At 71.1% G+C, this 23,964-nt stretch carries 16 protein-coding genes and 1 pseudogene; 11 read left to right on the top strand and 6 right to left on the bottom strand.

The genetic code is table 11. The features are described from left to right. Positions 1–3: 3 nt before the first annotated feature. On the bottom strand, positions 4–1,428 hold the full coding sequence (locus WMF19_RS04340) for a multicopper oxidase family protein (protein WP_437897916.1): 1,425 nt from the start codon (positions 1,426–1,428) through the stop codon (positions 4–6). Positions 1,429–1,586: 158 nt separating this feature from the next. Further along, positions 1,587–3,107, bottom strand: coding sequence for a right-handed parallel beta-helix repeat-containing protein (locus tag WMF19_RS04335; protein WP_437897915.1), 1,521 nt, complete (start codon positions 3,105–3,107; stop codon positions 1,587–1,589). A 334-nt stretch (positions 3,108–3,441) separates the two neighbouring features. Here WMF19_RS04335 and WMF19_RS04330 point away from each other — a divergent pair. The 3 genes and pseudogenes from WMF19_RS04330 to WMF19_RS04320 form a co-directional block, all read left to right on the top strand. Continuing rightward, a pseudogene (locus tag WMF19_RS04330) lies at positions 3,442–4,104 on the top strand (DUF1595 domain-containing protein); the annotation flags it as partial. 119 nt (positions 4,105–4,223) lie between these two features. Continuing rightward, on the top strand, positions 4,224–5,312 hold the full coding sequence (locus tag WMF19_RS04325; RefSeq protein WP_437901593.1) for a DUF1592 domain-containing protein: 1,089 nt from the start codon (positions 4,224–4,226) through the stop codon (positions 5,310–5,312). Between the two features lie 4 nt (positions 5,313–5,316). After that, entirely contained in the window at positions 5,317–6,789 is a 1,473-nt protein-coding gene (locus WMF19_RS04320) for a DUF1552 domain-containing protein (RefSeq protein WP_437897914.1), read from the top strand. Between the two features lie 18 nt (positions 6,790–6,807). On the opposite strand, the gene WMF19_RS04315 is transcribed toward WMF19_RS04320, so the two are convergent. The 3 genes from WMF19_RS04315 to trmB all read right to left on the bottom strand — a co-directional run bounded on the left by WMF19_RS04315 (position 6,808) and on the right by trmB (position 11,021). Continuing rightward, complete coding sequence (locus WMF19_RS04315; RefSeq protein ID WP_437897913.1) at positions 6,808–8,409, bottom strand: GMC oxidoreductase; 1,602 nt, start codon at positions 8,407–8,409, stop codon at positions 6,808–6,810. 546 nt (positions 8,410–8,955) lie between these two features. Further along, positions 8,956–9,747, bottom strand: a complete 792-nt coding sequence (locus tag WMF19_RS04310) for an MXAN_6577-like cysteine-rich protein (protein WP_437897912.1) — start codon at positions 9,745–9,747, stop codon at positions 8,956–8,958. Between the two features lie 593 nt (positions 9,748–10,340). Beyond that, positions 10,341–11,021, bottom strand: a complete 681-nt coding sequence (gene trmB, locus WMF19_RS04305) for a tRNA (guanine(46)-N(7))-methyltransferase TrmB (protein ID WP_272097897.1) — start codon at positions 11,019–11,021, stop codon at positions 10,341–10,343. A gap of 111 nt (positions 11,022–11,132) precedes the next feature. Here trmB and WMF19_RS04300 point away from each other — a divergent pair, with 111 nt between their 5' ends. From WMF19_RS04300 to WMF19_RS04270, 7 genes are all read left to right on the top strand, one after another. Then, the gene (locus WMF19_RS04300) at positions 11,133–13,346 is read left to right on the top strand and encodes a hypothetical protein (RefSeq protein WP_437897911.1); all 2,214 of its coding nucleotides are present in this window, start codon (positions 11,133–11,135) and stop codon (positions 13,344–13,346) included. A 391-nt stretch (positions 13,347–13,737) separates the two neighbouring features. Continuing rightward, positions 13,738–16,077, top strand: a complete 2,340-nt coding sequence (locus tag WMF19_RS04295) for a TonB-dependent receptor (protein WP_437897910.1) — start codon at positions 13,738–13,740, stop codon at positions 16,075–16,077. A 145-nt stretch (positions 16,078–16,222) separates the two neighbouring features. Beyond that, the gene (locus WMF19_RS04290; protein WP_437798961.1) at positions 16,223–16,723 is read left to right on the top strand and encodes a chemotaxis protein CheW; all 501 of its coding nucleotides are present in this window, start codon (positions 16,223–16,225) and stop codon (positions 16,721–16,723) included. Further along, positions 16,720–17,232 (top strand): response regulator, encoded by a 513-nt coding sequence (locus tag WMF19_RS04285; protein ID WP_276596890.1) that lies wholly within the window; start codon positions 16,720–16,722, stop codon positions 17,230–17,232. Before WMF19_RS04290 ends, WMF19_RS04285 begins: the two co-directional genes overlap by 4 nt. A 75-nt stretch (positions 17,233–17,307) precedes the next feature. Continuing rightward, entirely contained in the window at positions 17,308–17,889 is a 582-nt protein-coding gene (locus tag WMF19_RS04280; protein ID WP_437897909.1) for a YfiR family protein, read from the top strand. Between the two features lie 137 nt (positions 17,890–18,026). Then, entirely contained in the window at positions 18,027–19,592 is a 1,566-nt protein-coding gene (locus WMF19_RS04275) for a methyl-accepting chemotaxis protein (RefSeq protein WP_437897908.1), read from the top strand. After that, the gene (locus tag WMF19_RS04270) at positions 19,576–21,753 is read left to right on the top strand and encodes a hybrid sensor histidine kinase/response regulator (protein ID WP_437897907.1); all 2,178 of its coding nucleotides are present in this window, start codon (positions 19,576–19,578) and stop codon (positions 21,751–21,753) included. Before WMF19_RS04275 ends, WMF19_RS04270 begins: the two co-directional genes overlap by 17 nt. Positions 21,754–21,783: 30 nt before the next feature. On the opposite strand, the gene WMF19_RS04265 is transcribed toward WMF19_RS04270, so the two are convergent. Next, positions 21,784–22,578: a hypothetical protein gene (locus tag WMF19_RS04265; protein WP_272097889.1), complete on the bottom strand. Its 795-nt coding sequence runs from the start codon at positions 22,576–22,578 to the stop codon at positions 21,784–21,786. A 203-nt stretch (positions 22,579–22,781) separates the two neighbouring features. On the opposite strand from WMF19_RS04265, the gene WMF19_RS04260 reads away from it, so the two are divergent. Continuing rightward, positions 22,782–23,582 (top strand): DUF4339 domain-containing protein, encoded by an 801-nt coding sequence (locus WMF19_RS04260; RefSeq protein WP_437897906.1) that lies wholly within the window; start codon positions 22,782–22,784, stop codon positions 23,580–23,582. Positions 23,583–23,964 lie beyond the last annotated feature (382 nt).

The raw sequence follows: 23,964 nt of genomic DNA, 5'->3' as shown, positions 1-23,964 counted from the left end.
CGTTCACGGCATCAGGTGGAGCATCGCCATCATCCCCAGATCCGCGTGGTCGAGGATGTGACAGTGGAACATCCACATGCCGGCGCGGTCGTCGAACGGAATCGCGATCCGCACGGTCTCTCCAGGCACGAGGCTGACGGTATCGCGCCATGCGCGCACGGGCGGCCCGGCGCCGTCGATGTCGAGCACCTGAAAGAAGAACCCGTGCAGGTGGAACGGGTGATCGTAGTTGGTTGTGTTCGTCAGCGTCCAGATCTCGACCGTGTTCGTCTTCGCAGAGAACATGAGAGAGCCGCCTGTCTGGCCGTTGATCCCGAGCACCGCTCCGTCGGCGTCGCCCTGCTCCATGAACTCCACCGCCTGCCGCTGCGCGCCCGTCGTGTCGATCGAGGCGATCTCTGCCAGTCGCTCGGGAAGCGGCGGCGCGCCGTACCCCGGAGGCTCGTCGGCCAGCTCGAGGCGCATGAGGTCCTTGGGATCATTCTCGCTCGGCAGGTGGAATCGATTCGCGTCCAGGAGCGGGATCACCACCGACTGGCCCTCGACGGGCAGCAGGTAGAGCTCAGCGCGCTCCCCCGGGGCGAGCGTCACCTCGTCCACCGGTAGCGGGCTCTCCGAGAGGCCCCCATCTCCACCGATGCTCACGAGCGGCTGGCCCGGCACCGCGAAGCGAAAATAGCGGCTGCGCGCGGCGTTGACCACCCGCCAGCGCTGCGGAACGCCCTCTCGCGCCGCGACCGTCGGCAAGATCTTCCCGTTGACCAGGACCCTCGATCCCTCGCGCCCGAAGTAATCGCCGAACCATCCGCTCTCGTCGGCGGCGGTGAGCGAGCCGTCTTCCTCGATGCCGATGTCGCTCATCACGAGCAGCAGCTCGTCGCCGAGCGGCGCCTCCTCCGGAGCCTCCTCGACGACGAACGCGCCGTAGAGGCCCGCGCCGACCTGGGCGCTCGAGCGAAGGTGCGGGTGGTACCAGAACGTGCCCGCGTCCGGCACGGTGAAGGAGTACTCGAAGCCCTCGCCCGGCTCGATGGGCTCCTGCACGTGCTGCGTCCCATCCATGGACGCCGGCACGCGCAGACCATGCCAGTGGACCGTCGTCGCCTCGGGCAGGTGGTTCTCGAACTTCACCACCACGCGATCGCCCTTCTTCGCGCGGATCGTCGGACCGGGGAGCATCCCGTTGTAGGTCCAGACCTCGGTCGTGAGCCCTGGGACCACCTCGATCTCGGCCACCTTGGCCTCGAGGTGCACCTCGACAACGTCGGGCGCGGGGTCGTGATCTTCGGCATCCGGCAGCCGCAGCGCGTCGTCCCAGCCCGCCGGCTGCCGGAGGTCCGGCGGCGGCTCTTCCGCGCCGCACCCCGCGAGCAGGCCCACGAGCGACAGGGTGACCGCAACCTCTCCGGCAAAGCGTGCCGAGGACACGCATCCTTTGCGCCTCGCGCGGGGCAAGGCGCATCCGATCCAGCGCATGCGCCGCCCTCTGCAAGGCGTGAGCCCTCACGGGCGAGCCGACCTGGTTGTGGGAGTCGACCCCGCGGGCTGCGGGGTGAGCCTCGCCGCGCGGGGCTGCGCGGCGCGGGCTACCGCCCGAACGCGCCGATCGTGAAGCTCGCGCCGTCGTTGCGCGCCCTGGCCTGCTGGTGCGGCGTGTACTGGTGCTCGACCGGCGGGAGGCCGTCGAGCGAGGCGCCGGCGCCGATGAGCGGCGCGCTCGCGGCCGGCATGAAGTCGTGGTCTGCCTCCGACGCGAACGCCGGATCGACGCCGAAGAGCGAGTCGTCCAGGCCGTCCACCCGCCCGACCACCTTCACCACCTCCCGGACCGGATCGAAAGGCAGCCACCCGTTCGTCACCCAGTTCCCGGACAGGGTGAGTGCCCCGGCGGCCACGCCGTCGCGGTCCCCGAGGAAGGTCACCGCGCGGAGCTCGGTCGGCTGCAGGCTGCTGGCGAACACGTTGTTGCGGGCGTCGATCCGCTCGTCGTTGGTCGAGGCCTCGAACATCGAAGAGCGATCGTAGTCCTCGTAGTCGTCGTTGTTGACGAAGACGGTGTTGGCGAAGAAGTGGAGCGTGCCCTTCCTGTAGTACTCGGTCTCCCCGCTGTCCCCGCCATAGTGGATCATGGACGGGCCGTAGCCGTTGCGCAGGAGGACGTTGCCGTAAATGAACGTCTCGTGGAACGACGGCAACGCGACCGAGTCGGTCGCCTCCTGCGCGTCCACGAGATCGATCAGGTGGGCGCCGTCCTCGATCCAGTTGTACCGGATCACCACGCCGGCCGAGCGCTCCTTGATGTTGTTGCCGTGGCCGCCGCGCGTGGGGCCGAAGCGGTTGAACTGGTAGATGACGTTCGACGCCTCGTTGTAGACGTTGTGCTCGTTGTAATCATCGAGGCCGTTGTCGTGGATGTAGTTCGACTCGATGAGCACGTTCGTTGTCAGGATATCCCCGCCGGCCGTGCCGACGAAGAGGCCATTGGCGTTGTCGTGCACCTCGCAGGCGCGGATGGTCACGTGATCGCCGCGCTCCACGAAGACGCCGGCCGCGAAATCCGCGTAGGTCGCCCGGGACCCCGACTTGTCGGTGAACCCGTGGGGGGGCGCTGCGTTCTTGATCTCGAGCCCCTCGATCGTGATGTGGGTGGGCTCGAGCTCGTACGGGTCGTCGTGTTTGTGACCCACGATCACGACCCCCCGCACCTGGTGGCCGTCGAAGGGGAAATCGAGCTCGGGCCGGGTGGTCGCGTCCTCACCGTCGATCACCGGCAGCTCGCCGTTCGGCCCGGGAACGCCACAGAGCCGGATCGGCTGCTCGGCCGTCCCCTGGCCCCCGAGCATGATCTTCTCGTGGTACCCCTCGGCACGCCAGAAGATGCGCACCGTGTCGCCGGCGACGAGCGATTCAAGCGGGACGTCGCCGATCGCCTCGAACGCCTTGCCAGGGCCGACCTGGTAATCCTTGCCGCTTCCGACGTGGCTGCAATCGACGTGAATCGGCGGAATGTTCACGACGGGCGGAGGGAGCGGCGCCGGACCGCCGTCGGCATACGTCGTTCCGCCAAGCTCGCCGGTGCAACCGGCGGCGAGGAGCAATCCGGTCACGCAAGCTCGAACCTTCACAGAATTCTCCACGATATGGGCCATAGAAGCTCCATTGTAATTTTACACATTGCGAGGCCTTCTCGCCTCAGTGCGGCAAGATGACACGCCGATGCACTTTGTCATGCGACCGGACATTGCTGTTGTCGCATCTTCCGCCCCCGATGTAGCAGGATGTAATCCAGACTCGCGCCCGATGTCGCTTTCGCGTCATTCGAGACGATGACGTAGGATATGCAATGGGTGCATGAGCTCCATGCGGCCTATGAGCTGGATCCCGCCGATGAGCTGGTTGATTATCCACGATGGATAGAAGCCCCGGTTCGGCGATCGCTCGATGCCGATCCCCGACGGACAGCGAACACGCAGCACAGCGCGGCTCGATAATTCCCAGGAGAATCGAGTTGACGCCCCTGCGATCCAGCCCGCTGTGTTCAGCGACCGCGCGAGGACTGAAGCCATGAAGCGAACGAAGCCGAGCCGCGTGAGACCCCTCGACGTCCTCGATAGAGTCACCGCGCCAGGGCGGCGCGCGACGGGTGTCGCCGGCGCGGTTGTCCTCGCGGCGTCCCACCTGCTCTCGGGCTGCGTCGGCGACCTCGGAGGCGACCGCGGCGGGTCGCCGAGCGCGAGCGGGCTGGTCGACGTCGCTCCAGCGGGGATGCGCCGGATGACACCGGAGCAGTTCACGAGCTCGATGCGCGACCTGTTCGGCGATCCGGGGCTCGAGCTCGACCTCGACCCGGACGCGGGAGAGGTCGCCTCGCTGCTCGCCGTCGACAAGCTCAACGCCGCGGCGGAGGCGATCGTCGCGCGGCGCGCGTCGTGGGGGACACCGGTGTTCCCGTGCGACACGAGCGGCCCGGAAGACGAGGCGTGTGTGGACAGCTTCGTGCGGACGTTCGGGCGCCGCGCCTTCCGGCGCACGCTCGACGAGGCCGAGGTCGCGATGCTCAAGGGCCAGTACGCCCGGGCGCGGGAGGAGCAGTCGTTCGAGGACGCCCTCCTCGTCGTGCTCGAGACCATGATCCAGTCGCCCGCCGTCTATTACTTCGTCGAGCTCGGCCGCGACGGGGACGGGAGGGAGCCGCTCGCCTCCGGCGTCCGTACGCTCACGGGCTGGAGCGGGCGTCGCGCCTGTCGTATTTCCTCTGGAACACGACGCCGGACGACGCGCTGCTCGACGCCGCGGAGTCCGGCGCGCTCGACACGGCGGAGGGCGTGCGCGCCCAGGCGGAGCGGCTCCTCTCGAACGACCGCGCCCGCGCCACGGCGAGGCGCTTCTTCGCCGATTGGCTGGAGCTCGACGGCACGAACAAGCACGCCTCGCTCGAGAGCGCGCCGAAGAGCCCCGAGTTCTATCCCGAGGATTCACCCGCGCTGCGCGCTGCCATGCGCGCCGAGCTCGAGGCCCTCGCGGAGCGCGCGCTCTTCGAGGGGGACGGCAGGTTCGAGTCGTTGCTCACGACGACGGACGCCTATGTGAACGGGCCCCTCGCCGCGCTCTACGGGGTGGAGGGCCCCGCCGACGAGCGCACGTTCTCGTGGGTCTCCCTCCCCCGCGATCAGCGCGCGGGGATCTTCACGCGGGCGGGCTTCCTGAGCGTGTTCGGCAGCATCGAGGTCAAATCGCCGATCCGCCGCGGCGCGTACATCCTGGAGCAGGTGCTCTGCCACCCCCTCGGCCCGCCGCCCCCCAACGCGAGCGACGTGCCGGTCAAGGGCGGAGCCGTCGAGGAGAACGGCGAGGTGGTGCACAGGACGATCCGCCAGGACGTCGAGGCCAAGACGTCGAGCGGCGCCTGCGCGAGCTGCCACAGGATCATCAACCCGATCGGCTTCGCGTTCGAGCATTACGACGCGCTCGGACGATGGCAGTCGCAGGAGGCGGGCGGAGACGCGCAGGCACCCTACAAACTCGACATCGACGCGCGCGGCAGCCTCCCTGCGCTCGCTCCGGACGAAGATGGCGTGGAGGTCGACGGCGGCGTCGGGATGTCGGCGGCCCTCGCGGCGAGCCCCGCGGCGCGCGCTTGCCTCACGAAGCGCTTCTTCCAGACGGCGCTCCGGCGCGTCCCGATCGACCAGGATCTCGCGTCGATCGAGGCGGCCACGCCGACGCCCGAGAGCGGCGGCAGCATGCGTGATCTCATCCTCTCCCTCACGACCAGCAATGCCTTCTTGCACCTGCGCCAGAAGGAGGAGTGAACCCATGCGCCGCGCCGCTTTCAGCCGAAGGAATTTCCTCCGCACCGCGACCGGTCTGTGCGTCGCCCTGCCGTTCCTCGAGGCGACCCATGGGGACGTCTGGGCCGCGAATGGCAGGGCCAGGCGGTTCATCGTGTTCTTCAGCCACGGCGGCACGATCACGTCCCGCCACGCCTCCGGGGAGAAGGGGGATCCCTGGAAGCCGGGCGCCTGGAGCATGCTCGACCTCTGGGCCCCCGGCGACGAGGGGTCGGCGCTCGAGGCTCTCGGCGAGGAGATGGCGCCGCTCGAGGCCCACAAGGGCGACCTCACCCTGCTCCGCGGCGTCGACGACGCCGCCGGGATGCTCCAGGGAGACTACGGCGGTCACCACGGCTGCTCCAACGCGACCGTGCTCACCTGCGCCGATACGACCTCGGGAGGCGACGATGCCAGGGCGCTCGGCCCATCGATCGATCAGGTGATCGCGCAGCGGCTCGCCGGCGAGAGCCCGGCGCCGTTCTCGTCGATCGATCTCATGGTCGACGGACACAACTACGGAGAGCCGCTGTACAACGCGGCGGGCGAGCAGGTGTCCAGCGAGAAGGACCCGACGAGCGCCTTCGACCGGCTCTTCCAGGATGTCACGGAGACCGGGGCGGGTCCGACGCCCGAACAGCTCCGGCTCCGCGCCCACCGGAAGAGCGTGCTCGACGGCGTGAGCGAGCACCTCTCGGCCCTGAAGGGGCGCGTGAGCGCGGCCGACAGGCACCTGCTCGACGCGCACGCCGAGCACATCCGGAGCCTGGAGAAGAAGCTCGAGGGCATCGCCAACCTGGCGGCCTGCACGAAGCCGGACGTCGGCGGGGCGCCCGTGTACCAGGGATACGGATCCTACACGGGAGGGGGGATCAAGGAGGCCGCTCCCCTGCTGGTCGACGTCCTCCTGCATGCGTTCCGGTGCGGCCTCACGCACGTGGCCACCTTCCAGGTCGCCGACGTCCTGACGAGCTGGCTGCCCCAGCCCTACAGCACCGACCTCGGCCACAGCCTCGGCCACGCCGGCCTCGACGTCGGCCCGAGCGGCGCAGAGCCCGACAGGCTCGAGGACTGGCGCGCGACCATCCTCGCGAACCGCAACTGGCGCATGGAGCTCTTCGCACGCCTGCTCGATGGGCTGAAGAGCACCCCCGAGGGCGACGGCACCATGCTCGACAACAGCGTCGTGCTCTTCACGAGCGAGTTCGGGTGCGGAGGCGGGCACTCGCCGCGCGATATCCCCGTCCTGCTCGCCGGCAAGGCAGGCGGCAGGTGGCCGGGCGGCCGCCACGTCAACTACAACAAGCGCGCGAGCGCGGATCCCACCCAGTCCGAGTACGAGACCGACGCCTCGATGCACAACGTCTACACATCGATCCTGCGCGCGTTCGGCTCCGAAGATGAGCACTTCGGAAATGAAACGGCGTACAGGAAGGGCCCGCTCGCGGAGCTGCCGTGAGCGACGTACGACGCTCCTTCAGCGCGCGGCCCCGGAGAAGGCGGGGTTGTCGCGCTTCGCGGGCAGCTTGCTCATCGCCCGTTCGGCCATCGCGGTGATGGTGAGCGACGGGTTCACGCCCAGGTTCGAGGGCACCATCGAGCCGTCGACCACATAGAGGCCCTCGTGGCCGAACACCTGGTTGCGATGGTCGATCACCCCGCGCTCGGGGCTCTCGGCGATGGCGCAGCCGCCGAGGAGATGCGCCGTGGTCGGCACGTTGAGCACCGCTTCGTTGATGGCGTTGCGCGGGGTGCCGTCCATCAGCACGGCGAGCCGCTTGCCGACCTCGTTGGCGACGGGGATGTACGCCGGCGGCTTCGGCTGGTCGGGCGGCCTGCGGGTGGTCATGCCGCCGCGTTTCCAGACGAGCTGCATGTAATTGTCCAGCGTCTGCATCACGAGGAGGATCGTGGAGCGCCTGGCGAATTTGAACGGCAGGAGCCCGGAGATCAGGTCGATGGGGTGGAGCAGCCGTCGCCCCAGCCAGCGCAGCCAGCGCGGCAGGCCCGGCGCGTCGTCGGTGAGCACCGTGCCCAGCGCGCCCATCACGTCGGAGCCGGCCGGGTATCGCACCGGCTCGATGTGCGTGCGCGCGTCGGGGTAGATACCGCTCGTGATCGCGATGCCACGGGAGTAGTCGATCCGATCGTCGCTGGCCGTCACCCCGAGGATGACCTCGCTGTTGGTGCGCACGTAATGACCGAGCTGCTGGGAGAGATGGGGTAACCGGCCCTCGGCCCTCGCCTTCAGCAGGAGCTTCACCGTGCCCAGCACGCCGGCGCTGAGCACGACCGCGCGCGCCCGGAGCCTGCGGCGGCGCTTCCTGAGCAGCGCGGTGGAGCGCTCCAGGATGAGCTCGTAGCCGCCGCCCGGGAGCGCGTCGATGGCGGTGACCATCGTCTCGGGCTGGATGGTACAGCCCTTCTTCTCGGCCAGATAAAGGTAATTGAGGTCGAGCGTGTTCTTGGCGCCGAAGCGGCAGCCCACCATGCAGCCGCCGCAGTGGACGCACGTGGCGCGCTCAGGGCCCTCGCCGCCGAAGAACGGGTCCGGCACGCGCTGCCCTTCCTGCTCGCCCTCCTTCGCGAAGAGGACGCCCACGCTGGCGACGTGGAACGTGTCCCCCCGGCCCATCTCGTCGGCGATCTGCCGGAGCTGCCGGTCGGCCGGCCAGAGCTTCGGGTTCGCGGTCACGCCGAGCATCCGCTTTGCGAGCTCGTAGAAGGGCATCAGCTCGTCGCGCCAGCTCGTGCCGGCCGGCCAGCCGGGGCTGGTGAAGGCCTCGGGCGGGGGCACCAGCAACGTGTTGGCGTAGACCAGCGAGCCGCCGCCCACGCCCGCGCCCGAGAGGATGAGCGTGTCCCTGAGCAGCGTCAGCCGCTGGATGCCGTGACAGAGCAGCCTGGGCGCCCAGAGGAACTTCCGTACATTCCAGTTGGTCTTCGGGAAATCCTCCTTGCGCCAGCGCTTGCCGCACTCGAGCACGGTGACGCTGTAGCCCTTCTCGGTGAGGCGCAGCGCGGAGACGCTGCCGCCGAAGCCGGAACCCACGATGGCAAAGTCGACGTCGAAATCCATGTCGCCTGCTTCTCGAGGGGGAGTATGGCCCGGCCGGTCCCCCGAGCCCACCGGAGGACGCGGCTCGTCCTCGCGCCTCGCGCCTCGCGGACGGAGCGCCCGCGCTCCACGCCACCGCCGCCGCGAGCGACGCGCGCCTTCCTGGAGAGGCGCACGCCTCCGCACGGATCTCGGCGGCCGGAGGACGCTCTCGACGTCCCCGGTGCGCCCAGGCCAGCGCCGGTGCTGGTCGGCTGCTCGCTGCGCAGCAGCGTTGCGCGGCGACGCCCGGCGTGAACGTTTACGTGATCGTTCACGGCCTGCCGTTGACGACCACGACCACGTAAACGTTCGGATGTAGGAGAACGCAGCGGGAAGCTTGGTTAACGCCTATGCCGGGGTCACCTTCTATGACCCGGACCGGAGCTGGAACGGCTATACGATCTTCCAGGCCGCGGGGAGGTCGCGGACGGCGCAGCCAACGGTACGCGGCTCATCGAGGCTCATCACACCTCCGAGTGGTGAGCGTGCGCCGGAGCAGCCCGCTCTTCCGTGTCCTCCACTCCCCTAACGGCAGATACCCGTGGTGCAGTTCTGTCCCTCGTTGCAAACCCTACCGCATCCTCCGCAGTTGCTCTCATCGTTGCTGAGATTCACACATCGGCTACCGCAGTACGCCAGCCCCGCATTGCACGTGCACTCGCCGGCGGTGCAGAACGAGCCGCCGCCGCATGTGTTGCCGCACGCGCCGCAGTTGAACTGATCGAGGTTCGTGTTGACGCAGAGCGGATCGCAGTAGGTCTGCCCCGCCAGCGGGCATGTGCAGGCGCCGGCATGGCAGGTCGAGCCCGCCTTGCACGTGGTGCCGCAAGCCCCACAGTTCATGCTGTCCGTCTGCGTATCGACGCACGCGGGATCACAGAACGTCTGGGTCGGGGGACACGGAGGTTCGCTGGCTCCACCCTGCCCCCCCGCGCCGCCGTCACTGCTCCCGCCTTGTCCGCCGGCACCCCCGAGCCCGCCCGCGCCGCCGGTGCCACCCGCGCCGCCGTCACTGCTCCCGCCTTGTCCGCCGGCACCCCCGAGCCCGCCCGCGCCGCCGGTGCCACCCGCGCCGCCGTCACCGCTCCCGCCTTGCCCTCCAGCGCCCCCGCGCCCGCCCGTGCCCCCCTGCGCGTCTCCACCACTCCCCGCGTCTCCGCCGGTAGCGCTAGCCGTGCTCGTGGTGGTGGAGCCTGACGTGGCGCTCGTCTCCTCCTGAGTGCTCTCGTTGCTACTACATCCGACCATCGGTACCAAACAGACGCCCACGCCCGCCAGCCAACCCAGGATCCACATGTTCACGCGCGCACGATGCATGCCGTCCTCCAGGTGTAAGAGGTAAGTGGAGTCGTGCCAACATCGAGGCTTGCTCTGGGCAGCTTCGACGACTCCCACGGACCTCTGTCGCTGCAGACGACGCGCGCGGCTCAGCTTTCTTTCATCTCGAGTCCCGATAGCGTCAGCCTCTGTTCGGGGAGCCACGGAGAGCCCAGGACGACACGTTCGCTCGCCGCTCGCATCCCCATGAAAGATCGCCCGTATTCAGCAGGACACACCTGAGCCTCGATAACGGCCGACCGGCCGCGTCCTCGACAACGAGGCGCGCAACTCCCACTGTTGCGTCACCACGGCGGTGTCGGCCCACGACGAGGGTCGGCGGCGCACATGCGACGATGGGCTCTGCTCGCCGCGCAGGCTCGGCCCCCTCCCGCGACCGGCAATGGCCAGCGCAGCGCGCTTCGCAGGAGCTCCTGATCACCCGACTACAGATCGCCCCGCCGCAGGCGCGCCATGATGAATGTCCGGGCGAGGATCGCGACGGCGACCGCGATGCACTCGATGTTCGAGGGCATGACGTGCAGCGTTGTCGCCTTCCGCCTCGCGCGCCTCATCCACCGCGCCCAGCGGGCTCAACCATCGTCGCGGCCAGGATCCAGCGGCGCTCCGCCCGCCGCCCGCGGCCGCCTCCGGTAGAGCAGCCGGCTCACCGGCAGCCCGTCGGCGATCGCGTGGTGCTCGCGGGGGCTCCGCGCGCCGTAGGGGTTCTCGGCGAGGTGCGGAGAGCCGGGCGCGTCGCCCGCCGGCTCGAACGCGGGGTGCGCGCCGATCTGCTCGGCGTAGAGCGCGCCGCGCTCCTCGACGTCGGTCTGCACGAAGAGCTCGCCGCCGTCCACGAGCAGGCGCGCGAGGCTGTCGAGCAGCGCCGGGCCCATCACGAGGCGCTTCGCGTGGCGCTTCTTCCACCACGGATCCGGGAAGTGCAGGAAGAACCGCGCGATCGACGCGTCGGGCCGGAGCCGCGCGAGCGCCTCGCGCGCGTCGGCGTTGAGCGCCCGCACGCGTCCGCCGAGGCCGCCCTTCCTCAGGCGCCCATCGACGATCGCCGCCCACTTCAGGCGGATCTCCAGCCCGAGCAGCCGCGCCTCGGGGCTCGCCGCCGCGCGCTCGAACAGGAAGCCGCCGCGGCCAGGGCCGATCTCGATCTCGACGGGGCCGGCGCCCGGGATCAAGGCGTCGATGGAGACGTCGTCGCCGTCAGGGAAGCGAGGCGCGTCGGCGTAGGGGTGGTTCGGGCGCGGCTGGAAGACCATGGAGCCCCGGCGCTCTACCAAATGCCGGCCGCCCCCGCGCGGGAAATCCGCCGGCCACCGGGCGCGGGAAATCGCTGTCCCCGGGCGGCACGGTGGTATGCGTCGGGCCCCATGGCGGCTCCTCCGGCCCCCTCCCGGCTGCGCGCCCTCGCCGCGCGCGCCCTCCCCTATGCGCCCGCCCTCGCCGCGAGCGGCACACTCGGCGCGCTCTGCGTCCGGGCGATCCTTGCGCAGGCCGGGGGCCCGGCCCTGCCGCTCGACGACGCGTTCATCCACATGCAATACGCCCGGCGGCTCGCCGAGGGCGGCTTCTTCAGCTTCGTCGCGGGCGACGGCTACTCGAGCGGCGCCACCAGCCTGCTCTGGCCCGTGCTGCTCGCCCCCTTCCACGCGCTCGGCCTGCGCGATCTCTCGCTCGTCTATGCGGTCTGGGCGCTCGGGCTCGTGTTCCACGCCGCGCTCGCCGTCGAGACCGCGCGCCTCGCGCGCCCCCTCGCCGGCCCCGCGGCCGCCGCTGGCGCGGGCGCGATGTGCGCCGGGTTCGCCGCGTTCGCGTGGTTCGCCTGGAGCGGGATGGAGACGGTCGCCTTCGCCTGGATCCTCACCCGCACCGCGCGCCTTGCGGCGGCGCTCTGCGAGCCAGCTCCGCCGGATCCCGCCACGGACAGCGCCGCCCCGGCGCAGCCGCTCAGCGCGCCCGCGCAGCCGCCCACCGCCGCGATCGCCCGCTCCCTCGCGCTCTGCGGCTTCATCGCGCCCCTGCTTCGCCCGGAGGGCGCCCTCGCCTCCCTGCTCGCCGCGGTCGCGCTCGCCTTCTCGGCGTCACGCCCCGCGCCTCCAGCACCGCTCCCGGCGCCGCCTCTCCCCGCTCCGTCGCCCTCCCGCGGCGGCGCTCTCTGGCACTCCGCGCGCTCCGCCGGGCGCCTGCTCGCCCTCGCGCCGCTCCTCGGTCCGCTCGTCGTCCCGGCCTTGAACCTGTTGCTCGCGGGCCACCCGACCTCCTCGACGACCTCCGTCAAGTGGCTGATCGGCAACCCCAACTACGACGGGCCGACGCTCGGGGCCGCGCTCCTCGACAACGTCCGGCTGCTCGTGACCGACGTGATCGACGGAGGCCAGTGGACGGCCGTCTTCCTCCCCGAGGGCTCCGCCGCCGTCATCGCCCTCGGCGCCGTCGCGCTCGCCGTGGCAGCGCACCGGAGGGGCCGCCCCGCGCACGCCGCGATCGTGGGCGCCCTCGCGCTCGGGGCGCTGCTGCCCTGCACGTACCTCAGCTTCCTCTGGAACCGCGTGCGGTACGTCTGGCCCTTCGCGCCGGCGTGGATCGTCATGGCCGCCTGCCTCACGCGCGAGCTCGGCGACGCCGCCCGGCGGCTCCGGCCCTCGCTCCACTACGTGACGCCCCTCCTCGCCGGCGCGTTCGCCGGCGCCCTGGCCGCGCGGCTGCCGTGGGCCATCGGCGACCTCGCCAACTCCGCCCGCGCCATCGATCGGCAGCAGGTCTGGCTCGGCCGATGGGCCGCGCAGCACCTGCCGGAGGACGCCAGGATCGGCGTCAACGACACGGGCGCGCTCGCCTACTTCAGCGGCCGCAGGACCTTCGACGTCGTGGGCCTGACCACCGAGGGCGAGGCGCGCTACTGGGTGGCCGGCGCCGGCTCCAGGTTCGAGCACTACGAGAAGCTGCCCCCGGAGCGCCGGCCGACCCACTTCATCGTCTACCCGCACTGGATGGCGTGCGCGCCGGTGCTGGGCCGCGAGCTTGTCGACGCCACCGTCGAGGACCAGGCCATCCTCGGCGGCACCACGATGATCGCCTACGAGGCGCGCTGGGACCTCCTCGGCTCAGGGGCGCTGCCGGTGCGATCCGTGCCCGGCGAGCGGATCCTCGACGAGCTCGACGTCTCGGACCTCGAGTCCGAGGCGGCGCACGCCTACGCGCTCGAGCCGCTCGCGGACCAGCGCAACATGGCGATCGCGCTCGCCGCGCCCGAGAGCAGCGCGCCGGGGGAGCTCGACCTCACGCGCCCCGAGCTCGCGGACGGCGGCCGGCAGCACCGGACAGCCGACCGCTTCGTCGCCCGCCTCGCGGCGCCCCCCGCCGAGGCGCGCCTCGTGCTCCGGGTGGCCTCGGACGAAGGCGCCGAGCTCGCCGTCTCCGTGGCGGGCGAGGAGATCGGCACCGTCGACGTGCCGCGCGGACCGTGGGTGGAGCGGGCGCTGCTCCTCCCCGCCGCGCGCCTCTCGACGCCGACCCCGATCGCGATCACCCTGCGCCGCGGCGCTGGATTCCACGCCTTCCATTACTGGATCACCGGGCGCTGACGCCGGCCACCCACGCGGCCGGCCCCCGAGGAAACACCACACCTTCTCACATCGAGCTCCCATCGAGTCGCGCCCTGGAGCAACCCCCAGCTCCCAAGATGCGCTCTGGAGAGCACGCCGGCGGGCTCGCGGCCCTCCACGTCGAGCGTTCAGGACAGCCATTGACGCATCCGGGCATTCGTGTAACATCGGGATGTTCGCGCAATACAGCAAGTCAGCGAACAATTCCGTCGCAGATTCGTGGGGGGAGACCGGGCAGCGCGCGCCCGCCGGCGCCGTCGCGCACAGCCATGGTCGGCGATCCTGGCGTGCTCCAGGACCTCGGGCCATCGGCACGCCGGCTCGCCCCGGTCGTGTGCGCCCTGCCCGGCGCTCGAACGTGGGGAAATCCATGCGCAAGTCGGCTTTGCTCCTCTGCTCGCTGCTGTGCCCTCTCGGGGCGGCGGGCTCCGCCTGGGCGCAGAGCCCGGGGAGCGAGGCGCTGGCGAGCGGCGATGACGGCGGTCAGGGGCAGTTCCTCTCGCTCGATCTCGAGGAGCTGCTCAACGTGAAGGTCTCGTCGACTGGCTTCTTCGAGACCGAGAGCAAGACGTCGACCGGTCAGGCGAGACTCTACGATGCGCGCACGCTGAAGCTCTATGCCGTGCGCTCCCTCGACGACCTCTTGCAAGCCCACCAGCCCGGCGTCCTGATCGGCGAGCACGAGCGCACCTCGCGCCTCATCGGCGTGCGCGGCGTGCTCATCGACAACAACGCCAAGACGCTCGTCATGGTCGACGGCGTGAACACGAACATGCGCGCCCATTTCGGCGCCATCGGGAGCACGCTGGCCGTGCCCCTCACCGGAGACATCGAGCGGGTCGAGGTGATCCTCGGCCCCGGCGCCATCGTCCACGGCTCCGGCGCGATCAGCGGCTTCGTCAACGTCCTCAGGCCGACGGGGATCACCCGCCCCGGGCTCTGGGGCAAGGCGTCGTATGCCTCCGGCGACACGCGCACCCTGGAGGCCAGCTACGGCGGCCTGCTCAGCGAGAAGCACAACGCCGATCTCTTCCTCTACTTCGGCCACGCCGACAACGAAGGAGAGCTGCCCCAGGCGCCCCGGCCGAACACGGCGGAGCTGTATGGCAAGGGCTACGCCGGCGTCACGACGTCTCCCTTCCTGCACCACACGCGCGTCAACGCCCTCGGCGAGCCGAGCTACAAGGGCTTCGGCCGCCTCCGCTACGGCTCCGAGCGCAGCCCCGTCAGCGTCGATCTTCGGCTCGACTACGCGCAGACGTCGATGATGGGCAACGCCCCGAACAGGGCCATGACCCGCGAGCAGCTCGCGGGCCAGTGGTCCGACAGCAACACTGGCCATGTGCGGCAGAGGACGTTCGCCGTCACGCCGGAGATCCACGTCCACCTGTCCGAGCAGCACAAGATCGAGCTGGTCCCGACCTTCTCGGCCTTCGAGACGGCCCTCGTCCCGGCCGACTGGGTCGCAGACGAGATGGCGAAGGCGTCCAATCCGGTCCCGGGCGGAGGGCTCCTGCCGGTCGGGGGCCTCGGCGAGGAGCACCGGGACATCAAGGCGGTCTACAAGACGACGGCGCTGCCGAACAGCCAGATCGCCATCGGCGCGTCGGCGAGCCACAAGCGCTTCAGCGGCCAGAGATCCCGCTGGGGACGGCTCTACGGGACCGCCTTCGAGTCCCCGGAGAGCTTCTCGTGGACCGAGCTCGCCGCCTTCGGCGAGAGCACGGCCACCTTCCACGATCTCACCGTCTCCGCGGGCCTGCGCTTCGATCACACCGAGTTTGGAGAGCTGAACCTCCGCGGGGGCCTCTCGCGCGAGCCCGAGCCGGTGAACAGCCCCTCCTACCGCGTCGCGGCCGCCTACGCCATCAGCGACACGCAGAACGTCAAGCTGTCCTACCAGAAGGGCTTCCGCTTCCCGGACGCCGCTTACTTCAACTGGCTCGAGCAATTCAACGCCGCCTTCGAGGACGAGCCCATCGCGCCGCTGCCCTCGCTCGTTCCGGAGTCCTCCCACCTCGTGGAGCTCGACTATGTCGTGGGCCTGCTCGACGAGCGCCTCGCCCTCGACGTCGCGGTCTTCTATGAGCGCTACAGGAATACCCTTGGCTGGGTGTCGTGGGATCAGGTGCGACCCGAGGACTTCGAGGAGCATGTGGCCCACAACCCCAGGCACCCGTCCGCGGGCGGCTGGTGGGGCAGCTTCTCGAACAGCGCCGCGGACGTCGACGCCCTCGGCGGCGAGATCGGCGCGATCGGCGACCTCGGCGGCGGCTTCGCGGGGGACCTCTGGTACAGCGTGTCGAAGCCGTTCGGCGCCGAGAGCGATCTCAACATCCTGACCAACTGGGACGGCGAGACATGGGCCAACTACCCCATTCACCTCGTCAAAGGCCACCTGAGCTACAGCGCCAGCCGGTTCACCGCCGGGCTCGCCGCGACCTTCCGGACTGGCATGAACAGCCACGGCTCCAGGGACGCGCCCGCCCACGACACGGACGAGCTGCCGCCCAGAGATCGGCTGGCGGCGCGCTCGGCGTTCAACCTCGACGCCTCTGTGTCCTTCTCGCCGATCGATCGCGTCTGGGTCTCCGTGTTCGGCAAGAACCTCACGTTCAACAAGGTCCCTCCGCCGTCCTACGCCTCGCACCGGCTGATCATCACCACCGGTCGCCCCTACGTGGGCGCCTCGGTCGAGGCGTCTTACTGACGCCGCCGGGGCATGCGCGGGAAGGCAGACGCAGGAGCACACACGACAGCGACAGCAGAACCGACGTCAGAAATCTCCTGACACCGTGCAGCCCGATACGAATGCACCACCCCGGCGTCTGCCCTTGTGGTAAATCGAGGACACCTTGTCCGAAGCAATCAGCCAGGTTCACGATCTGCGCGACGACGCCCCGGACAAGGGCCTGCGCGAGAGGGCCGTTGTCGATTTCCTGCTCTTCGACATGGGCGCGGTGACCTTCGCGCTCAGGGCGCAGCAGGTCGAAGAGGTGATCGCGTGGCGCGCCCCCTTGCCGCTGCCGCGCACCGACCCCCGGGTGATGGGCATCCTCCAGGACCGGGGGAGGATCATCGTGATCCTGTCGCCCGCCGTCGCGGAGCCGGCGGCTACCCCGCTCCGCATCGTCGTCTGCCGCGCTGCGCGCGGCTACCTGGGACTGCCCGCCGGCAAGACGCGGTGTGTCGCCGCGGTCGAGGTGTTCGGTGAGCCTGCGCCGAACGCCGTCGTCGACACCAGCGAGGGAGCGGTGACCTTCCTCGACGCAGCCCACCTTGTCGACGCTTCCGACGCTGCGCCTCGGCCCTCGGCGGCGACGCGCGAAGCTCAGGCCATCTGGTCGAACCCATGAGCGTTCCGAGCTCCCGATCGCCTGCGTCCAAACCCAGACCGCCGCTCGATTCGGCCGTCGAGGCGTCCCCGGCGAGCGGCGCCCCGCTGTCGCGGTCGCCGGCGAGCGCTCCGGCGAGCACGCCGACAACCGCGCCGACCAACGCGCCTGTGCTCGTGATCGACGACAGCGAGATCGCCCGAGAAGAGGTGTCTCGCGTGCTGCGCTCTGCCGGTTTTCAGGTGCTCGCGCTCCCCTCCCCCATCGGGGCGACGCAGGCCATCGTGCGGCACCAGGTGCGCGTCGTCGTCCTCGACGTCTTCATGCCCACCATCCGTGGGGACCGGCTGCTCACCCTGTTCCGGAAGAACCAGCGGCTCGGGCAGCTCAGCGTCATCCTGATGTCCGGACACTCCGAGCGGGAGCTCGAACAGCTGCAGCTGGAGGTCCAGGCGGACGCGGTCCTCTCGAAGCGCCACCTCGATCGTCTGCCGGCCCTGGTCAAGCGGCTCGCCGCCAAGGAACGTTGACGTGGGGTCCGCGGTCGCCTGATGCCACGCTTATCGAGGATCCGTCCGCGCTCCTACGAAGCTCGCCAGCGGAACATGGTATCTCCGATCTCGTCGATTCGAATGCTGATGGCCGCGGCGCTCCTCACGACCGTGAGCACCGAGAGCCGCTCTGCCGCCTCCGTCCCCTACGAGCTGCGGGGCGCCATCCTCCTGCGATCGATCGGCTACGAGAGCGGGTTCGCGAGCCGCGCGGGCACGGCCGTGCTCGCGGTCGTCGGGGCGGAGTCGGGCGCGAGCGCCGAGGACGCGAGCGCGATGGCGGCCGTGCTCTCCAGGCTGGCCGCGAAGACGACCGTGGCCAAGCGGCAGGCGTCGGTCCTGCGCGTGACGTACAGCGGAAGGGCCCAGCTGCAGGAGGCGCTGCGCGCCGCCGGCGCCGAGGTGGTCTATGTGGCGCGCGGGCTCGCCGCGGCCATCCCGGACATCCCGTCGCGCGAGGGAGCCGTCGTCCGCATCGTCGTGTGCGGCGACGGCGACGACACGAGGCGCGGCTGCGCCGTCGCCGTGGGGCTCTCGGGCGCCAAGCCCGAGCTCCTGCTGAACGTGAAGCACGCCAACGCCGTCGGCCTCCGCTTCGACCCGCAGCTCCTCCGGCTCGCCCGCATCGTCGACTGAGGCCCTCGCGACGTCCGCCACCGGACACCGCGCATCGCCGCTCGCAACTTCACCGCTCACGGCTCACGACTCGCGATCTCCCATCTCTCAGCCAGCGCTTCTCGTTCAGCGTCCGCCATCGCCGCCCCTCCCCCGCCATGCTCAACTTTCGCTCTATCCGCTGGAAGATCGCCGCCCTCGTCGCGTTGGTGGCCATCGTGCTGTCGGCGCTGGATCTGTGGCTGATCCCCGAGCACGCCGCGCGGGCGAGCGAGGCCGAGCTGCGCGAGCGCGCCGGGATCCTCGCCACCATGCTGAAGGAGCCCATCGGCGTGGCCATGGACCTCGAGCAGCCGCCGGAGACCTTCCCGGACACCCTGCGCACCGCGATGACCGATCCCCTTGTGAGCTGGGTGTCCGTCTACGACGCGAGGGGGCAGCGCATCGCCGCGATCGGCGCAGCGCAGGCGCCCGAGGGCGCGCGGGGCCGGGGCGACGCCGGCGTCGTCGTCAGCGAAGCCCCGATCCGGTCGCGGAACGGCGATCGCCAGCTCGGGACGCTGGCCGTCGGGCTGCGCAGCGACCGGATCGCCGAGCGCCGCGCCGACGCGCGCAAGACCATCGCTCTGCAATCGGCGGGGATCGCGCTGCTCGGCCTGGGCCTCGCCTGGGTCATCTCGGCGCGCATGACGCGCTCGATGGCGCACATCAAGGAGGCGGCGGACCGGATCGCCCGCGGCGACGTGTCGGCCCGGCTGTCCCTCAGGATCTCCGACGACGAGCTCGGGGACATGGCCAGCGCGTTCGAGCGGATGAACACCCAGCTGCGCGAGCTCCAGGAGACGGCCGCGCGGGTCGCCGGCGGCGACTTCACGTGCAAGATCACCGGCGACGGGGAGCTCTTCGCCGCGTTCCGCTCCATGGTGACGAGCCTCCAGGAGCTCGCCTCGCGGATCGGCAACACCTCGGCGGAGGTCGCGTCGGCCGCCGCCGGCATGTTCTCGTCGGTGCGCGAGCAGGAGACGAGCGCGAGCCAGCAGAACGCGGCGCTCGAGGAGATCCGGCGGACCGTCGAGGCCCTGACCGCCAGCGCGGATCACATCGCGAAGGACGCGGCGACCGTGCACGAGATGGCGCAGCGGAGCCTCGTCAGCGTCCAGCACACCGCGGAGCAGACGCGCCTCGTCAGCTCCCACTCGGACCGCATCGGCGAGATCCTGTCCTTGATCCAGAGCATCGCCGACAAGTCGGACCTGCTCGCGCTCAACGCCGCGCTCGAGGGCACGAAGGCCGGCGAGGTGGGGCGCGGGTTCTCGCTCGTGGCCGCCGAGATGCGCCGCCTGTCCGAGCACGTCATGGACTCGGTGCGCGACATCCGGAAGCTCGTGGCGAACATGCACGCGGCCTCCCACGCGTCCGTGCTCGCGACCGAGGACGGGATCAAGCTGGCCCGCGACACGGCCGCGGCCGCCGCGCAGATCTCGGACGCGGTGGACCACCAGCGCGAGGGGACGGCGCGGGTCAAGACGGCGATCGTCGACATCGTCGGGGCGGTGAACGACGCGCTGACGAGCAGCGTGGCCGCGACGCGCTCGGCCGAGTCGCTGCTCCAGCTGTCGCACGTGCTCAAGACGACGGCGAAGGCCTTCCGGGTCAAGCCGCTGGGGACAAGGGCCGGCAAGCCCGAAAGCGCGGAGGCGGACGCGGATGAGGAGCCGGGCTGATCTCGTCGCCGCGTTCCACCGGACCATGCCGGACCGCGTGGCCCAGGCGACCGACCTGTGGCTCGGCTACGAGCAGGGCCAGAGCGGCAACCTGCAGGTGCTGCGCCGGCTCCTGCACACGCTGAAGGGCGAGGCGCACATGCTCGAGCTCGCCGCGTGCGGCGACCTGGCCGAGCTGGCGGAGGACGTCATCGACGCGGTGCGGGGCGGCGCGCGCCCCACGCAGCTCACCGGCGACAGCCTCCTCGGCGCGCTGGAGGGGCTGGGGCTCCTGTCGGCGAGCCCCCGCGACGACGCCGCGCCAGAGCTCGAGATCGTGAAGGAGACCCTCCGCGCGGCGCGCGCGGAGCTCGGCGGCAGCGGCCCGCCCGCCGGCGAGCTCGCGCCGCCGCTCGTGCCGCCGCCTGAGTCCGTGCACGAGAGCGTCCTGCCGCCGCGGCTGGACCCGCCCGACGCGCCGCCCGACCCCGCCCAGCCGACCGCCCGCGCGGCCCTCGACGTCGAGGCCGTCGGGGCGCTCTTGCAGGAGCTCCAGCGGCTCCACGGCGAGCGGGAGGTCATCCAGCGGCGGCTCCGCGAGTCCCAGCGCATGCTCCGCGCGCTGCTCGTCGAGATCGACCCCCGGGGCGCGCCGGACCGCTTTGCGGAGCGCATCGCGAAGACGCTCGGCTATGGCGCCGAGATCGAGCGCCTCCTGGGCGCCGTCCGGGCGGACTGGTCCAGCAACGAGTTCGCGGCGGGGCGCGCGCTCGGCGAGCTCGACGAGGTGGTCCGGAGGGCGTCGGTCGTGCGCACCGAGCGCCTGCTGAACCAGGTGTCGCTCGCCGCCCGGAGCGCCGCGCGCATGCTGGGCAAGGACGTCGAGGCGCGGGTCGAGGGGACCGGGCTGCTCGACGCGGCCGTGGAGCGCCGCCTCGAGCCGGCGCTGCTGCACCTCGTGCGCAACGCCATCGACCACGGGATCGAGCCGGCGGACGTCCGGGCGCGCCGCGGCAAGCCCGCGCGCGGGACGGTGGCGGTGACCGTGATCCAGACCGACGCCGCCGTGCGGATCGAGGTGAAGGACGACGGCGGCGGGGTCGACTTCGCCCGCCTGCGCGAGGTGCTCGCGCCCTCGGTCCCGGGCGCCTGGTCCCTCGACGACGCCGAGCTCATCCCGTACCTGTTCGCGCACGGGCTCACGACGAGCCGCAGCGTCGGCGCGATCTCGGGCCGGGGCGTCGGGCTCGACATCGTTGCGCGCGAGATCGGCGCGCTGGGCGGGCAGGTACGGGTCGACTCGAAGCCCGGGCTCGGCACGACCATCCTGCTCGTGGTGCCAAAGAACCTGCACGGCGAGGAGGTCGTCCCCATCTCCAGCGGGCGCTTCCGGTGCGCGGTGCCGACGCACGCCGTGCACTCGGTCGTGCTGCTGGAGGACGAGGAGCTCCTGCACACCCCCGACGGGCCGCGCGTGCGCCTGACCAGCGGCGCCGGCGCCGAGCTCGTGCCGCTGTACGCGCTCGGGGCGGTGCTCGGCGACGGAGGCCAGCCCGAGCCCGGGGACGCGGCGCTCGTGCTGCACCACGCCGCGGGCCTCTTCGCGGTGAGCGTCGGCGGCTACGAGAACCCCCGGCTGGTCGCGCTCGTGCGCTCCGAAGAGATGCCCGTCACCTCGCCGCTCGTGCGCGCGGTGGCGCCGACCGCGGACGGCGAGGCGATGCTGCTCCTCGACGTGGAGCGGCTGTTCGCGTGCGCCCGGCAGGCGCCGCGGGAGGCGCCCTTCGCCGCCGCCGCCGAGCAGAAGCGGGAGCCGCTCGCGCTGGTCGTGGAGGACGCGCCCGTCGCGCGGGAGCTGCTCTGCGGCATCCTGCGGTCGCTCGGCTTGCGCGTCGAGGAGGCGAGCGACGGGCGGGAGGGCCTCGCGCGGGCGCGGGCGGCGCCGCCCGACGTGGTGCTGACCGACCTGGAGATGCCCTACATGAGCGGCCTGGAGCTGGTGGCGGAGCTCAGGCGCTCGCCCGGGCTCGCCCGGGTGCCGGTCGTCGTGCTGACGACGGCGGCGCAGGAGCAGAGCGAGGCCGCGCTGCGCGGGCTCGGCGTGCGGGCGGTGCTGTCGAAGCAGCGGTTCGTCGAGGAGGAGCTGCGCCGGATCATCGCGGCCAGCCTGGGGGGCGCGTGACGACGCGCAGGTCGAGCGCCCCCGCGACCGTCACTTCGCCGCGGGGGAGGCCCCCGGCAGCGCGACGGAGATCTCGACGCGCCCCGGAGGCAGCTTCGTCTCCCCGAGCGCGGCGGCCGCGGGGTCGTGCTCGGCGTGCCCGACCGCCGACAGCCGGGCCCCTGCCACCGAGCATTTGTCCTGAAGGGTCTGCGTGACGGTCGCCGCCCGGACCGCCGAGAGCTCCCACGGCGTGGGATAGGCGGCCTGCAAGGGCGCAGGGACCGAGGCCGGAGGACCGCTGACCGCGCCGACGCGCAGCGGCGCCTGGCCGCCGCCGCTCGCGGACAGCGCCCCCGACACCTGGCACAGGAGGGCTTGCCCCTGCGGGCTCACGTCGACCGTGTTGGGGAGGAACACCGCGCTCTCCGAGAGCGCGACGAACGCCTGTCCCTCCGCGACCGCGACCGCCGCGACCCCTTTCTTGACGTGCTTGTCGAGCTTCCCCGCGAGCTCCGCCTTGATCTGCTCGACCCGATCGACGCCCGATTTCTTCGCGGCCTCGGTCTGCTGCCGCTCCGCCTCGCTCTTCTCGATCTGCGCCGTCTTCGCCTGGAGCTCCCCGCGCACCTGGCTCAGCGTCTGTTCGAGCTCTTTGCCCCTCTGGTTCGACTTCCGCTGCTCCTCCAGCAAGAGCACGTGAGCGCGGTGGAGCGGGACGTAATATGCCGCCACGAACGCCGCGGCCGCGACGAGGAGGAGCGCCGGCATCACGCGCATCCAGCGTCGGAAGCTGGACGATCCAGCGCTGTTGCCGGCCCCGATCGCCTCATCCGCGATGTTCATGACTGCCTCCATGCTCCGCCGCCATCGCCGGCGAGAATACCGGCATGGCGAGGATCCCGCCAGCGCCACGGGTCACAGCGTTACAGCTCACACCTCACTCATTGCAAAAATCCGCACCGTCTCGAAAGCACGCGGAGGCTCATGTCGGTGTGTACGGTGCGCGCGCGCCGTGGCATCCTCGTGGGCGCAAGGGAGGACTTTGTATGAAACCGCCGCCCCTTCCGGCCAGGCGCCCGGCGCCGCCCGTCCCGGCAACCGATGATCGCGAGAGTCTCTGGCATGTCGCGATCGCGCCTGACGACATCAAGGTGCTGACGTTGGACAAGCTCGACGACCTGTTCCGTCTCGATGTGATCGACGAGACGACGAAGATATGGCGCCCTGGGATGGCCGCCTGGCAGCCGCTCGGCGTCGTGGCGGGAATCGAGCCGACGCCGCCCGAGCCGGCGCAGGTCCAGGGTCCTCCGCCGAGCACGGCGCGTCGGGGCCCGCCTCCCCCGCCCCCGCGCGCCCCTGCGCGGCGGAACATGGACTCCGACCATCCGACGCCGGTGGCGTCGAACATGTCCTCCACGATGCCGCTCGGCGCCCCGATGTCGCTGGGCGACACGATGCCGCTGGGAGCGCTGGACGACAGCTCGCCCAACCTCGTGACGCGGACCGAGGTGCAGGCGCCGCCCGCGGCGATGCTCGCGGCGTCTCGGCCCACCTCGCCGCCGTGGATGCCGGAGGCGCGGGAGCCGGAGTTGTTCAACGAGTCGCCCTACGCGGCGCCCCGCGCGCGCGAAACGGGCCGGGCGCAGCGCCTGACGCTCGCGCTGTCGGTCGTCGCGGGGCTGGTCGTGACGCTCTACCGCAATGACGTCCTCCTCGACGCCGCGCGCTCCTCCGGGCATCAGGGTGAGTATCTGAAGATCGAAACCGCGCTCGGCGGGCCCGGCTTCGGGACCCCGCGCTCGATCGAGAAGCTCAGCGTGACCGCAGAGCAGGCGCCGGCGAAGTAACCCCACCGACATCCAGCGCTCCTTCGAGCGTCGCACGGCACGCGTCATCGCGAGCGCGGCCGCGCTGCGGCGTTCGGCCGCCCTGGCACAGCGACCCAGACACGAAAGCCGCCGAGGCGCAGGCGACGCCAAGAGAGCGAGAAGGGCTCGCTCCTCGGCGCCCCGGAGGCTCGTCTCCGGGTGGTGGTCGACTTTGCCCGAGAACGATCACAGGGAGACCGGGAGGCGGGGAGATTTACTGAGTTTCTTTCTCCCTGCCTCCCCGCCTCCCTGTCCGAAACTGACCAGTCCCCGTCTTCGTCTCGCAAGAGCACCTCCGCGGCGCCACGCGCTGTCAACGGAGGATCGCCCCGAGGCTCGCCGCAACGCAGGTCGCGCTTCG

Origin of the sequence: Sorangium sp. So ce124, from assembly GCF_051525235.1 — a bacterium.
GTDB classification, from domain to species: Bacteria; Myxococcota_A; Polyangia; order Polyangiales; family Polyangiaceae; genus Sorangium; species Sorangium atrum.
This window is presented reverse-complemented; position numbering and strand designations above follow the sequence as displayed.

What these genes read in the sequence shown, in the direction of transcription:
- WMF19_RS04275 (WP_437897908.1), top strand. Translation starts at nt 18,027, where the DNA reads ATGCTCAACTTTCGCTCTATCCGCTGGAAGATCGCCGCCCTCGTCGCG.
- WMF19_RS04270 (WP_437897907.1), top strand. Translation starts at nt 19,576, where the DNA reads ATGAGGAGCCGGGCTGATCTCGTCGCCGCGTTCCACCGGACCATGCCG.
- trmB (WP_272097897.1), bottom strand. Translation starts at nt 11,021, where the DNA reads ATGGTCTTCCAGCCGCGCCCGAACCACCCCTACGCCGACGCGCCTCGC.
- WMF19_RS04320 (WP_437897914.1), top strand. Translation starts at nt 5,317, where the DNA reads ATGCGCCGCGCCGCTTTCAGCCGAAGGAATTTCCTCCGCACCGCGACC.
- WMF19_RS04260 (WP_437897906.1), top strand. Translation starts at nt 22,782, where the DNA reads ATGAAACCGCCGCCCCTTCCGGCCAGGCGCCCGGCGCCGCCCGTCCCG.
- WMF19_RS04265 (WP_272097889.1), bottom strand. Translation starts at nt 22,578, where the DNA reads ATGAACATCGCGGATGAGGCGATCGGGGCCGGCAACAGCGCTGGATCG.
- WMF19_RS04285 (WP_276596890.1), top strand. Translation starts at nt 16,720, where the DNA reads ATGAGCGTTCCGAGCTCCCGATCGCCTGCGTCCAAACCCAGACCGCCG.
- WMF19_RS04300 (WP_437897911.1), top strand. Translation starts at nt 11,133, where the DNA reads ATGGCGGCTCCTCCGGCCCCCTCCCGGCTGCGCGCCCTCGCCGCGCGC.
- WMF19_RS04310 (WP_437897912.1), bottom strand. Translation starts at nt 9,747, where the DNA reads ATGCATCGTGCGCGCGTGAACATGTGGATCCTGGGTTGGCTGGCGGGC.
- WMF19_RS04315 (WP_437897913.1), bottom strand. Translation starts at nt 8,409, where the DNA reads ATGGATTTCGACGTCGACTTTGCCATCGTGGGTTCCGGCTTCGGCGGC.
- WMF19_RS04280 (WP_437897909.1), top strand. Translation starts at nt 17,308, where the DNA reads ATGGTATCTCCGATCTCGTCGATTCGAATGCTGATGGCCGCGGCGCTC.
- WMF19_RS04295 (WP_437897910.1), top strand. Translation starts at nt 13,738, where the DNA reads ATGCGCAAGTCGGCTTTGCTCCTCTGCTCGCTGCTGTGCCCTCTCGGG.